Origin of the sequence: Microbacterium sp. NPDC056052 (assembly GCF_042266785.1) — a bacterium.
Taxonomy (GTDB): domain Bacteria; phylum Actinomycetota; class Actinomycetes; order Actinomycetales; family Microbacteriaceae; genus Microbacterium.
In genome coordinates this window covers 230,854-243,733 of sequence record NZ_JBHJWV010000006.1, presented here as the reverse complement: position 1 = coordinate 243,733, position 12,880 = coordinate 230,854, and the positions used below count along the sequence as shown (strand labels likewise).

At 72.5% G+C, this 12,880-nt stretch carries 11 protein-coding genes; 6 read left to right on the top strand and 5 right to left on the bottom strand.

Annotated features, from left to right (window positions below; all coding sequences use genetic code 11):
* Nucleotides 1-11 precede the first annotated feature (11 nt).
* Genes ACFC1J_RS13410 through ACFC1J_RS13400 form a run of 3 tightly spaced genes read left to right on the top strand, consistent with a single transcriptional unit; the run spans nt 12 to nt 3,216 of the window.
* Nucleotides 12-1,007 (top strand): alpha/beta hydrolase, encoded by a 996-nt coding sequence (locus tag ACFC1J_RS13410; RefSeq protein WP_375906803.1) that lies wholly within the window; start codon nt 12-14, stop codon nt 1,005-1,007.
* Nucleotides 1,004-2,005 (top strand): alpha/beta hydrolase, encoded by a 1,002-nt coding sequence (locus tag ACFC1J_RS13405; RefSeq protein WP_375906800.1) that lies wholly within the window; start codon nt 1,004-1,006, stop codon nt 2,003-2,005. The genes ACFC1J_RS13410 and ACFC1J_RS13405 overlap by 4 nt, the downstream gene beginning before the upstream one ends.
* Nucleotides 2,002-3,216, top strand: a complete 1,215-nt coding sequence (locus tag ACFC1J_RS13400; protein WP_375906797.1) for a multidrug effflux MFS transporter — start codon at nt 2,002-2,004, stop codon at nt 3,214-3,216. The genes ACFC1J_RS13405 and ACFC1J_RS13400 overlap by 4 nt, the downstream gene beginning before the upstream one ends.
* 9 nt (nt 3,217-3,225) lie before the next feature.
* Here ACFC1J_RS13400 and ACFC1J_RS13395 read toward each other — a convergent pair whose 3' ends face one another.
* The 5 genes from ACFC1J_RS13395 to ACFC1J_RS13375 all read right to left on the bottom strand — a co-directional run bounded on the left by ACFC1J_RS13395 (nt 3,226) and on the right by ACFC1J_RS13375 (nt 8,447).
* Nucleotides 3,226-4,125: a helix-turn-helix transcriptional regulator gene (locus ACFC1J_RS13395; RefSeq protein ID WP_375906794.1), complete on the bottom strand. Its 900-nt coding sequence runs from the start codon at nt 4,123-4,125 to the stop codon at nt 3,226-3,228.
* 242 nt (nt 4,126-4,367) lie between these two features.
* The gene (locus ACFC1J_RS13390; RefSeq protein WP_375906791.1) at nt 4,368-5,633 is read right to left on the bottom strand and encodes a hypothetical protein; all 1,266 of its coding nucleotides are present in this window, start codon (nt 5,631-5,633) and stop codon (nt 4,368-4,370) included.
* 308 nt (nt 5,634-5,941) lie between these two features.
* Nucleotides 5,942-6,904 carry an N-acetylmuramic acid 6-phosphate etherase gene (gene murQ, locus ACFC1J_RS13385; protein WP_375906788.1) on the bottom strand — a complete coding sequence of 321 codons (963 nt, stop codon included), beginning with the start codon at nt 6,902-6,904 and terminating at the stop codon, nt 5,942-5,944.
* Nucleotides 6,894-7,787, bottom strand: coding sequence for an N-acetylglucosamine kinase (locus tag ACFC1J_RS13380; RefSeq protein ID WP_375906785.1), 894 nt, complete (start codon nt 7,785-7,787; stop codon nt 6,894-6,896). The genes murQ and ACFC1J_RS13380 overlap by 11 nt, the downstream gene beginning before the upstream one ends.
* Nucleotides 7,788-7,847: 60 nt before the next feature.
* Entirely contained in the window at nt 7,848-8,447 is a 600-nt protein-coding gene (locus ACFC1J_RS13375) for a hypothetical protein (protein ID WP_375906782.1), read from the bottom strand.
* A gap of 94 nt (nt 8,448-8,541) precedes the next feature.
* Here ACFC1J_RS13375 and ACFC1J_RS13370 point away from each other — a divergent pair, with 94 nt between their 5' ends.
* From ACFC1J_RS13370 to ACFC1J_RS13360, 3 genes are all read left to right on the top strand, one after another.
* Entirely contained in the window at nt 8,542-9,126 is a 585-nt protein-coding gene (locus ACFC1J_RS13370) for a TetR/AcrR family transcriptional regulator (protein WP_375906779.1), read from the top strand.
* Nucleotides 9,127-9,252: 126 nt separating this feature from the next.
* A complete protein-coding gene (locus ACFC1J_RS13365; RefSeq protein WP_375906776.1) occupies nt 9,253-11,277 on the top strand; it encodes a primary-amine oxidase in 2,025 nt (674 codons plus the stop codon).
* Nucleotides 11,278-11,418: 141 nt separating this feature from the next.
* A complete protein-coding gene (locus ACFC1J_RS13360; RefSeq protein WP_375906773.1) occupies nt 11,419-12,810 on the top strand; it encodes an MFS transporter in 1,392 nt (463 codons plus the stop codon).
* Nucleotides 12,811-12,880: the final 70 nt, after the last annotated feature.

Here is a 12,880-nt window from a genome sequence, read left to right as displayed (position 1 = left end):
GGCACCACCGCATGACCGTCATCGCCGCAGGCCACCCGACCGTCGTACCCGTCCCGTTCGACCCCGAGGTGCAGATCGTCCTCGACGCGATCGCGCAGAACCCCCAGCCCGCCCTCACCCGGGAGACGCTCCCGCGCGAGGGCACCGACATGATGTTCCCCGGCAACGACGCCGTGATCGCCGGGCGCGCGATCGAGTGGGAGGACCGTGTGATCCCGGGTCCCACAGGCGCGCCAGGGATCGAGGTGACGGTGTTCCGACCGCGCGGATCCCTCGGAGCCGTCCTGCCCGCCTTCCTGAACATCCACGGCGGCGGGCAGATCGTCGGGCACCGCAGCTGGGAGACCGGCCGCGTGGTCGACATCGTGGCCGAGCACAGCGTGGTCGCGGTCAACGTCGAGTACCGGCTCGCGCCGGAGCATCCCTCCCCCGCGGGACTCGAGGACTGCTACGCCGCCCTGCTCTGGCTGCACGCGCACGCCGCCGAGCTCGGCGTGGATCCCGACAGGATCATCGTCGGCGGCGGAAGTGCGGGCGGCTGCCTCGCGGCCGGCGTCGCCCTGCTCGCCCGCGACCGGCGCGGCCCTGTCCCCGCGGGGCAGCTGCTGCTGTGCCCCATGCTCGACAACACGAACACGACCGTGTCGAGCCTGCAGTACGACGGGATCGGCACCTGGCAGCGCGAGGCGAACCTGCTCGCCTGGTCGTGCCTGCTCGGCGACGAGCTCGCGTTCAGCCCCGAGGCCTCCGGCTACGCCGCGCCGACGCACGCGGCCGATGTCTCGGACCTCGCCCCCGCGTACATCGAGGTCGGCGAGGCGGAGATGTTCCGCGACGAGGACACCCAGTACGCGCTGCGGATCTGGGCCACGGGCGGACAGGCCGAACTGCACATCTGGGGCGGCGGAGCGCACGGCTTCGACATGTACATGCCGGAGGCCGAGATCTCCCGGGCGGCGCTCGCCGCGCGGGCAAGCTGGCTGCGCCGGATCTGGGACGCCCGATGACGACCGAGACCGCCGCCGGATCCCCGGTCCCCGTACCCTATGACCCCGAGCTCGTCGACGGCCTCGCCGCGTTCCTCGATCTCGTCGAGGTCATCCCGCTGCGCGCCGACACGATCCTGCAGAACCGCGCCCACTTCGCGACGATCATTCCCCCGATGGCGGCGCAGGCCGAAGGCAGGGCGGTGAGCTGGGAGGACCGGGTCATCCCCGGTGCCGCCGGCGCCCCGGACGTCGAGGTCACGATCGTGCGCCCCGCCCTCCGCACGGCGGATCCGGCTCCTGCCGTGCTGTCCATCCACGGCGGCGGCATGGTGCTCGGCACGCGCTTCTTCGGCACGCCGGAGCTTATCGACCTCGCCGAGCGGCACGGGGTCGTCGGGGTGGCCGTGGAGTACCGCCTCGCCCCGGAGCACCCCGGCCCCGCGCAGGCGGAGGACTGCTATGCCACGCTCCTCTGGATGGCCGCGCATGCCGACGAGCTCGGCATCGACCGGGCACGGATCCTCGCTTCGGGGCAAAGCGCCGGAGGCGGTCTCTCCGCGGCCGTGGCGCTGCTGGCGCGCGACCGGAACGGCCCGCGCCTGGCCGGCCAGCTGCTCGGCTGCCCCATGCTCGACGACCGCAACGAGACCGTGTCGGCCCGCCAGTACGACGGAATCGGGGCATGGGATCGCAACAACAACGACACCGCCTGGACCGCTATCGCGGGCGCCGACCGATTCACCGACCTCGTCTCCCCCTATACGGCGCCGGCGCGGGCGACCGACCTCTCCGGGCTTCCCCCGGCGTACATCGAAGTGGGTGCCGCGGAGACGTTCCGGGACGAGGCCGTCGAGTTCGCATCCCGCATCTGGGCCACCGGCGGCCAGGCCGAACTGCACGTCTGGGGCGGCGGCTATCACGGGTTCCACGGCTTCTCCCCCGACGCCGTGGTGTCCGTGGCCGCGAACGCGGCCCGCGAGAGCTGGCTGCGCCGCGTGCTGCGTCTCGGCGGATGAGCGGGGTGCGCACCCGCCCGCGCATGGGCACGCTGCGCGCGATGCTCGTGCTCGGGCTGTTGGAGGCGTTCGGTCCGCTGTCGATGGATCTGTACCTGCCGCAGCTGCCTCAGCTCGCGACCGCGCTCGGCACGAGCGACGCGCTCGCGCAGACCACGATGTCGGCGTGCATGGTGGGCCTCGGACTCGGCCAGCTCGCCGCGGGACCTCTCAGCGACCGCTTCGGCCGGCGTCGGCCGCTCCTCGCCGGCGTCTCCGCCTTCGCGGTGCTGTCGCTGGTGTGCGCTCTCGCCCCCGGGATCGAGGTGCTGCTGGTCGCCCGCTTCCTGCAGGGTCTCGCCGGGTCCGCCGGCATCGTGATCTGCCTCGCCGTCGCCCGGGACCAGTTCTCAGGTGCGGAGCTCAGCCGCATGCTGTCGCTGCTGTTCCTCGTCTCCGGCGCCGCTCCCGTGATCGCCCCTGTCGTCGGCGGTCAGCTCGCGCGGATCATGGACTGGCGCGGGATCTTCGGTGTGCTGGCGGGCATCGGCGTCGCACTGGTGCTGGTCGTGCTCCTCGCCCTGCCGGAGACGCTGGATCCGGCCGACCGGCACGCGGGCGGCGTCCGCGCGCTGGGCGCCCACGCCGGTGCCGTCCTGCGGGATCGCCTCTTCGTCGCGGTGCTGTGCGCGGGAGCCGGCGGCGGCGTGGCGTTCTTCACGTACCTGTCGCTGTCGTCGTTCGTGCTGCAGGACGAGTTCGGGCTGGATCCGCAGGGGTTCAGCCTCGCCTTCGCCCTCGGTGCGCTCGCCCACATCGCCGGCAGCCAGGCGAGCCGGCTGGTCGTGCGCCGCGCGGGCCCGCTGCGCGTCTACCTCCTGGGCGTCACGGCGACGGTGATCGCGACCGCCGCACTCGCCGCGCTCGCGCTGCTCGGCGCGGGGGTCTGGGGCGTCGCCGGCGCGCTCGTCGGGTTCATGCTGTGCGCGGGGCTGGGCGGCCCGAACTCGTCGGCGCTCGCACTCGCGCACCACGGCGCCCGCGCCGGCACGGCGTCCGCCCTCCTGGGCATGTCGACGTTCCTGGTGGGCCCGCTGCTTTCGCCCCTCGCCGTCGGCGTCGGCGGCGCGACCGCCGTGACGATGGGCGTCACGATGGCCGCGGCAGCCCTGGCCGCCGCACTGATCGCCTGGTTCGCCGTCCGGCCGGCGGCCCCGCCTCGTGGTGCGTGAGGCCGATGTTCAGGTGCGCCGCAGCCGATCCGGCGTGGTGTCGTAGCACTGCTTGATCGCCCGGCGGAGCGTCATCGCCGATCCGAACCCGCTCGCCTCTGCGATCTCGGACAGCCCCATGTCGGCACGTGCCCGGTCCATCAGGAGCCTCTTGGCAAGTCCCGCCCGCTCTCGCAGAATGAGCTCGCGCAGGGTCGTGCCCGTTTCCGCCGAGATGCGTCTCTGCAGCGTTCGCAGCGACAGCGCGAGCGTGGCGGCCACCGACTCCGGGTGGAAGCGGGGATCCGGGGCACCTTTCACGATCGCGGCGCGGACCGCCGGCAACACGGCGTCGATGGGCCGATTCGCGTAGGCGTAGTGCACGAGGTCGCGGAGCAGATGCACCACTGCACCGCGGACGACGGCGGAGGAGGCATCGAGCCCGACCGGCGCCGCGTCGAGGATCGACGCGAGATACGAGCGGGTCGCCGTGAGATGCGCCGTCAGCGGCGCCTCGGAGGAGGTGAGCTGCGCCCGCGGATCGAGTAGCAGCTCCTCGCGCCGCAGGTTGACGATGAGGAACGTCGACGGGGCGGCGATCATCGCGGTCATCGTACGCGTCGGGTCGAGCACGACGGCCGAGCGTCCGAGGGGGCGGGCGGTGCCGCCGTCCACTCGGTAGCTCCCGCGCCCGCTCTCGGTCATGGCCAGAGTGATGGTGCCCGCCCGGGTGAACATCTGCGGCAGCCGGATGCGCATGGGGGAGGTCGTGAACCGGTGCAGTTCGAATCCTGGATCCCCGAAGGAGGTGACGCGGATGTCGAACTCGGCGGGGTCGTCGACGTCGACAGCAGTCAAGAGCCGCGCGAGGGAGAGCCCTTGCGCTCCGGCGTAGTGCAGGGCGCGCACGCCCAGTCGGGGAGGCGGCAAGACAGGAGGGGCATCCGGGTTGACGTGGGCCGGCCCGCCCGCGTTCCACAGGCTCCGGCGTGGTGCGCCGCTCGGATCCTCCTCGCCGTCCTTGCCGATCATCCTGCCCCCGGTCTCTCGCTCCCCATCCTGCACGCATGATCGGCCCCGCGCATCCGGGGCAATGATCCGATTCGGCCGGCCCGACCGCGGCCCCGCAGCACGCCCCCTCGCACCGTCGGGGCCGCGGTCGTGCCCTGCCATCAGGCTGCGGTCGGGATCTTCCAGAACACGGACCCGACCTGCGCGCCGGGGTCGGTCGAGGGGTCCCAGGCCACGCCGTCCGGGGTCGCCGTACTCGTGGGGCGCGAGTTCGAGGACTGCGGCCAGATCAGCAGCTTCCAGTATCCGGGCCTGTCGAAGACCACGGCGCCGAGCCCGGAATCTGCGACTCCGAGGTAGACCCCGCTCACCCCCGAGGTGTGGTTCGGGATCGTCACAGATCGCGGCGTCGCGGTGATCGCCGCCGGCGTGCCGTCCTCGTGGACGAACTGGTACAGGACGGTGGTCGTCAGGTCGTTCCCCGTCTCGGGGGTGCGACCGGACGCGTAGGCGTCGATGAGGAACACGTTCGGATTCACGCTGGACTGCGCGGTCACGACGTTGCCCCAGCCCGTCTGCGCGTTGGGACCGATGTATCCGGGGAGCGACGTCGTCGTGTAGTCCCACGCGTTGACCGCCGCAGGGCGACCGTCGGGATCACCGAAGTACTGCTGCAGTACGGGCAGCGACAGCGTCGTGTCGGCATGCGCCGGCCAGCTCGCTCTGATCTGCCACGCATACGACGCGGAGGCGAGGTTGGGGATGTCGGCGTCACCCCGAGCCGACACGTACAGTCGCTCGTAGCCACCATCCAGCGATTGCACGGCGACGATCCCGTACGCCTGGTCGACGGACGTCTGCACGGCCGCGGAGCCGTCGTTGCCCATCTTCGTGAGTGCCGTCGTCGCCACCGACGCCGTCGGCGTGTAGTTGCAGAAGAGGCCGGTGGGGCGAACTCCCTTGGGAACGACGATCGTGAAATCCGCACGGAACTCAGAACCTGCGGCGTCGATCACATCGACCCCGCCGAGCGCAGCCATCGAGTACGTCCCGACCGCAACGATCTGCGCGGACGCGGTCTCGCTTGCGGTCTTCGCGACGAGTGTCGCGCCGCTGCTTTCCGTGGTCGCCTGGAAGGGGGGCACCGCGAAGGTCCCTTCCCCCGAACCGATCGTGCGCGCACCGCTGGGACTTCCGTCCGTCCACGCGAAACCCGAGGGAAGCGTCACGGACACCGCGAAACCGCTGTTCCCCGCCGCCATCACGCTGCCGGTGACGATCGGCACGCCGACCACCACCGTCGAGGGAATGCCCGCGAGCGACAGCTTCACCCCGCTCGCTGCCACCATCGGCACGGCAATGGCAGCAGCCACCACGGGCACCGACCACGCCGATGCTCTCAGTACCCGCCGGCGCGAAACGCTCATGCCCAACTCCCTGCTCTTCAGGACGGCACAAGCCGTCACACTCGGACCCCAGCCCGCGGTGTGACGGACCGACAGGGACGAGTGTGCAGCGAGCACCAACCCACCGAGGAGGCTCACTCACACGGCGGGACAGCACCCAACGCTCGGATTCACCGGAGGATCAGGCCTTCTGCGGGTACTTCCGTCAAGTCGAGCAGACCAGCCTGCTGCAGGAACTGTGAATCTGGTGTCGCGCGCTGAGATCCGTTCCACGACGTCCGGCAGCTGTCGCGCCGATGGGGTCCCACGGAAGAGACCGCCCCGTCCGCTCAGCCCAGGGCGGCGATCGCGTCCCGGAGGATCCCGTCCGCCTCGGCGAGCGCGGCGGTGGCGATCTCCGCGGAGGCGCCGGAGAAGAGGATGAGCAGGGCGAGCTTGACGGATCCGCCCGCCTCCGTGAGCGCGCGCACAGCGTCGTCCTGCGCCGCGCCGCTGAGCTGGATGAGCGTGCGCACCGAACGGGCCCGCAGCTTCTCGTTCGTGGCCTGCAAGTCGACCATGACCCCGCGGTAGGTCTTGCCGAGACGGATCATCGACAGCGTCGAAAGCATGTTCACGACGAGCTTCTGCGCCGTGCCCGCCTTGAGCCGGGTGGATCCGGTCACGAACTCCGGACCCACGACGACCTCGATCGGCACGTCGGCGGCGGCGCCGATCGCGGATCCGGCGTTGGCCGCGATCGCGACGGTTAAGGCACCCACCTCGCGCGCGTAGGCGAGTCCGCCGAGCACGTAGGGGGTGCGCCCCGACGCGGAGATCCCGACCACGGTGTCGTTCTCGTCCAGCCCGAGGCTGTGCAGGGACAGGGCGGCCGCGCGGTCGTCGTCCTCCGCGTTCTCCACGGCGTCCCGGATCGCGACCTCGCCGCCGGCGATGAGTCCGACCACCATCCCGGGATCCGTGCCGAACGTCGGCGGGCACTCGGAGGCGTCCAGCACTCCGACCCGGCCGGCCGTTCCCGCGCCGATGTAGATCAGCCGTCCGCCGCGGCGGAACCGCTCCGTGATGCCGTCCACGGCCTGGGCGATCCGCTCGGCCTGCGCCTCGATGGCCTCCGGGACGCGACGGTCCTCGGCGTTCATCGCCCGCACCAGATCGAGCGTCGGCAGCAGGTCGAGGTCGCCGCGCGAGGTGTCGGCCTGCTCGGTCGAGAGGTGCGACAGCTCTCCGATCAGTGCCGCCAGGCGGGCGTCGTCCGTCGGGGTCTCACTCGACGCGGTCTCATTCGGCACGGTGCACGAACCTTTCGTGGAGAGGGGCGCGGCCCTCGGCGATCATGGCGGCGCCGTCCAGCGCATCGCCGCGGGCGGGCACTGCTTCCAGTCCCCTGGTCTCGAGCGCGGACGAGACCGCGGCGCGGAACCCGTCGTGCGAAGTGAGGCCGCCGTGCAGCGCGACCACGGAGGAACCTCCGGATGCCGCGAGCGCCGTGTCGCCGAGGAGGTCGGCCGCACGGTCGCGGATCGCGGCGGCGACCGCGTCGCCCTGGTCGGCGCCGTCGAGGACGGCGGGCGCGAAGGTCGCGAGCAGGCGCGCGGGCGCGGCAGCGCCGCCGACCCAGGTGATGGGCGATTCGTCGTCGCCGATGAGCAGCGCGAGCACGTCGGTGAGCACGGTCGCGGGACCGAGACCGTCCCTGGCGCGAAGCACGGCGCGCACGCCCTCGCGGCCGATCCAGGATCCGCTGCCGAGGTCGCCGAGATCCGGCCCCCAGCCGTCCACGCTGCGGTGCGCGTTGGCGCCGACGCCGAGCGCGACGGCGCCGGTCCCCGCGATGAGCAGCACGCCGGCCGCGCCGTCCAGGGCGCCGGCGTGCGCCGTGACCACGTCGGACGTGACGGCCGCGGGCGCCTGCGTCGCGTCCGCGAGCGCACGGGCGAGGGCTGCGGCCTCGACCGTGGCGTACATCGCGCCGGCGGCCCCCACCCCGATCCGCTCCGGGCGGGCGTCGGCGAGCAGCGGCACGATCGAGTCCAGGGCGAGGGCGACGCCGTCGCGGGCCGCGAGTCCGGGAGCTCCCCCGCCTTCGCGGCGCACGGGCGCGCCGTCGATCACGAGGCGGGCGCGGCACAGCGACTTGCCGAGGTCGATCGCGGCCGTGCCGGAGAAGGTCATGCACCAAAATGTACGGGATCCGAACGATCTGGAAAAGCCGGCTCGGCGCGCGCCGCGCGCTCAGGGCAGCAGCACCATCGCGGCCATGACGATCAGCGAGACCACCATCGCGACGCCCTCCGCCTCGAGCAGGATCCGTCCACTCAGCGCCCCGCCGCGCAGCACCGCGGCCCCGGCCGCGTCCGCTCGCGCGGGATCGGCGCGGTGCCGCACGCGCGCGACGAGCATCAGTCCCAGCAGTGCGACGACGCCGGCCGCCGCCGCGAGCGACATCGGCACGAGCGCGCCGTGCCCCGCATGGCTCGACCCGGCGGGCGCCGGCGCGGCCATTCCGGAGCGTGCGCCGAGCAGGGCCAGGGCGCACACCGCCATGACCACGCAGCCGAGCGCCCGGTGGAAGCAGGCGTCGGCGTGCGCGCGACCGCGCGTACCCACCACGCCGAGCATCGCCGAGGCGATCCCGGCGACCGCGACCAGCAGCAGGATCCGGGCGTCGCCGTCGCCCGCGCACAGGGCGACCATCCCGAGCGCCATCACGACCGCGCTCTGCCGCGCCTGCCACGGCACCGCGCGCGGCAGGACGCCGCCGGCGATGAGGCAGCAGAGAGCGGCCGTGATCGCGGATCCGACCATCAGCAGCAACACCGCCGCATGGAGCATGCGAACAGTGTTCTTGATCACTCGCTCAAAAACAATACCCCGGGGAGGCATCGGATCCGCGGCGAACGACCCGGGTCTGCGCCAGGATGGACGCATGCCCAGAGTCGTCGATCACGACGCGCGCCGGCGCGACATCGCCGCCGCGCTCCTCGCCGTCGCCGCGCGAGACGGTCACGACGGCGTCAGCTCCCGTGCCGTAGCGCGCGAGCTGGGCGTCGCCGTCGGATCCCTCTGGCACTACTTCGACGGCTTCGACGACGTGATCCGCGCCGCGGCGGCCGAGGTCACCCGCCGCACGGAGGACCGGATCCGCGCCGCGACCGAGGGCCTGCGCGGGCTCACCCGACTCGAGGCGATCATGAGCGAGGTCCTTCCCGTGGACGCCACGACCCGCACCGAGGCGCACATCGTGGTGGGCTTCTGGGGCAGGCTCGCCTCGATCACCCCCACCGCGGACGCATCGGCGCCGACGATCCCGCTCTGGCGCACGGAGACCTCCGAGGCGCTCGAAGAGGCCCTCGCCGACGGCGAGCTGCGCCCGGGCACCCCCCTCGACGACATCCTGGCGCTCCTGCGCGCGATCACCTACGGGCAGCAGATCGTCGAGGTCGCCGAGCCCGCCGATCCCGCCGCGCACCTGCGGGTCTTCTCCGCGATCCTGGACCCCTGGCGGGCCTGACCGCCCGCGTCGGCCCGCACAGAACAGCGCTCGCGAAAGCACCCATTGCGCCCGCGCCCCGTGCGGCATATCATCGACCCAACCCGTTTCTTGAGCGTTCGCTCAACTAAACCGCAAAGGTCGACGATGCCCCACCACACCCCGCAGCCGATCACGCTCGACGCCATCCCGACGCCGCATCCGCTGGATCCGCTCACCGGGCCCGAGATCGCGGCCGCTCGGGCGATCCTCGCCTCGGCGGGCCTGCTCGGTGAGACCGTGCGCGTGCCGATGCTGCTCCCGGACGAGCCGACGCGGGCCGAGCTCGCTTCCTGGGCCCCGGGTGCCCCGATCGACCGCCGCATCGACGCCACCCTTCTCGACACCGCGACAGGCGTCGCCACCGAGGTCGTGGTCTCGATCACCCGTGGCGAGGTGCTGCGCGCCGAGCGCGTGCCGACCGACGCCCCGCCCTACGGCCAGCCGCAGTATCTGTTCGAGGAGTACGAGCGCGCCGAGGCGATCGCCAAGGCCTCCCCCGAATGGCGCGCCGCGATGGAGCGCCGCGGACTCGCCGAGCACATCGACCTCGCCTTCTGCGGGCCGCTCGCCCCTGGCTACACCGGCCGCGCCGACGAGGTGGGGCGACGCGTGATCCGCTCCCTCACGTTCCTCCGCTACGACGAGCTCGACTCCCCCTGGGCGCACCCGGTCGAGGGCCTCATCGTGCACATCGACCTCACATCGAACAGCGTGATCCGCGTCGAGGACGTCGGCGACGTCCCGGTGCCCGCCGGCCACGGCAACTACTACCCCGAGGTGCAGGGCGAGGCGCGCACCTCCCTCAAGCCCATCGAGATCGTCCAGCCCGAGGGCCCCAGCTTCTCCGTGACCGGATCCCTCGTGGAGTGGGAGAACTGGTCGATGCGGGTGAGCTTCAACGCGCGCGAGGGCCTCGTGCTGCACGACGTGACGTTCGACGGGCGCCCCGTGCTCCACCGCGCGAGCGTGCCCGAGATGGTCGTCCCCTACGGCGACACCGCGCCGGGACGCTTCTGGATCAGCTACTTCGACGCCGGCGAGTACCTGCTCGGCAAGAACGCGAACCACCTCGAGCTGGGATGCGACTGCCTGGGCGTCATCCGCTATCTCGACGGCTACGTCGCCGACGACCAGGGCCATCCGGTGCGGATCCCGAACGTGATCTGCATGCACGAGGAGGACACCGGGATCCTCTGGAAGCACACGAACCTCGAGGGCCGCTCGGACGTGCGCCGCGCCCGCCGCTTCGTCGTCTCGTACTTCTCCACGATCGGCAACTACGACTACGGGTTCTACTGGAACTTCGGCCTGGACGGCACGATCGAGGTCATCGCGAAGGCCACGGGCATCGTGTTCGTGGGCGCCGGCGAGCCGGGCGTGCCGCAGCGCCACGCCACGGAGCTCGCCCCCGGCGTGTTCGCGCCCGTGCACCAGCACCTGTTCTGCGCACGGCTCGACGTCGCGGTCGACGGATCCGACAACCGCCTCGTCGAGGTCGACGCCGCGCGCGTCCCGATGGGACCGGAGAACCCGTTCGGCAACGCGTTCAGCTGGACCGAGACCGCACTCGGATCCGAGTCCGCCGCGCAGCGCGAGGCGGATACCTCGGTCGCCCGGGTCTGGGAGGTGCAGAGCGCCTCGCACACGAACGCCGTGGGCCGCGCGACCGCGTATCAGCTCGTGCCGCAGCCGACCGCGCTGCTCATGGCGGATCCGGCGTCCTCCGTCGCGGCGCGCGCGGCGTTCGCGACCAAGCACCTCTGGGCCACCGCGCACCGCGAGGGCGAGCTGTGGCCCGCCGGGCGCTACCCGAACGCGCACCAGGGCGGTGCAGGGCTGCCCGAATACGCGGCGGGCGATGCGCCCCTGGACGGCCCCGACGGCGCCGACCTCGTGCTCTGGCACACGTTCGGGCTCACGCACTTCCCGCGCCCGGAGGACTGGCCGATCATGCCCGTCGACACCGCGGGCTTCGCGTTCCGCCCCTACGGCTTCCTCGACCAGAACCCGGGCATGGACGTGCCGGAATCGTCCCAGGCGCACGCCGTAACCGGATCCGGATCCGGATCCGGATCCACCGCAGGATCCGGCTGCTGCGGCGGCGGCGATACCTGCACCTGCGGTCACTGACCCACTTTCGAGTCGTCCCCGCCAGCGCACGCCAGAGGCTCCGCTGACGGGGACGACTCGAAGATGGAATACCCCAGGGGGGGTATTGCCGTTGGCTCCTTTCACGACGCCCGACCGGGCGTCCCGTCGAAAGGTCGCCCCGTGTCCACCACCACCCCCTCCGTCGCCCGCGCACGCACCGCGCCACGCGGCCTCGCCCTGTCACTCATCGCAGCGGCGCAGTTCGTCGTGATCATGGACACGTCGATCATCGGAGTCGCGCTGCCGGACATGCGTCGCGACCTCGACTTCTCCCCCGACGCGCTCTCCTGGATCTTCAACGCCTACGTGATCGCCTTCGGCGGCCTGCTGCTGCTCGGCGGGCGTCTCGCGGATCTCTTCGGCGCGCGCCGGATGTTCTCGACCGGATGGGTGCTCCTCCTCGCCGGATCCGTGGCCGCAGGACTGGCGGCGAATCCCGCGATCGAGATCACCGCGAGGGCCGTGCAGGGCGCCGGCGCCGCGCTCATCGCGCCCGCGGCGCTCACACTGCTCATGACGACCTTCGGCGGCACCCCGCAGCTCCCCCGCGCGTTCGCGGTCTACGGGGCGGCGGCGCCCATCGGCGGTACCGCGGGCGTCTTCCTCGGGGGCGTGCTGACGGAATACCTCGGCTGGCCGTGGGTCTTCTACGTCACGGTGCCGATCGCGCTCGCGATCCTCCTGCTGACCCCGCGCGCATTCGGACCCTCGCCGCGCAGCACCGGCCGCATCGACGTCATCGGCGCCGTGACCGGCACGGCCGGCCTCGCCCTCACCGTCTTCTCGATCGTCCGGGCGCCGGAAGCCGGCTGGGCCGACGCCGCCACGATCGCTCCGCTCGCCGTGGGCGTCGCCCTCCTGGTCGCGTTCGCGATCCGCCAGCTCCGCGCGGCCGAGCCGCTGCTGCGCCCCGGGCTGCTGCGTACTCCGCTGCTCGGCGGCGCCAACCTCGCCCAGCTGCTGCTCGGCGGCGCCTGGATCCCGATGTGGTTCTTCCTGAATCTGCACCTGCAGAACGTGCTGGGCGCCTCCGCCTTCGCCGCCGGCGCCGCGCTGATCCCGATGACCGCGCTCATCGTGATCGGGATGACCGTCGTCGCCCCGCGCCTCGCCGCACGCTGGGGGACGCTGCCCATGGTGACCATCGGGTTCGCGCTGCTCGCCGCGGGTGCGCTGTGGCTGTCCTTCGCCCGCCCCGGCGGCTCGTACCTCGTCGACGTACTGCCGGCCTCTCTCGTCGCGGCGGCCGGCATGGCGTTCGCCTTCGTGCCCTCGCTCAGCACGGCGATCGCGAGCGCGCCTGTTGCGGAGTCGGGTGTCGCCTCGGGCCTCGTCAACACGAGCTACCAGGTCGGGTCGGCCCTGGGCCTCGCGGTGCTGGCTGCGGTGTCGAGCTCCGTCGGCGCCGCGAACGGCGACGCGGCCGGATTCTCGGCAGCGTTCGCGGGGGCCGCCGCGGTCGCCGCCGCGGGCGCGATCGCCGCGCCGCTCACCCTGCGCGCCCGTCGCTGACACCCCTCCGCGAGCCCTCCCCCCCTTCGAGTCGTCCCCGCCAGCGCACGCCAGAGGCGCCGCTGGCGGG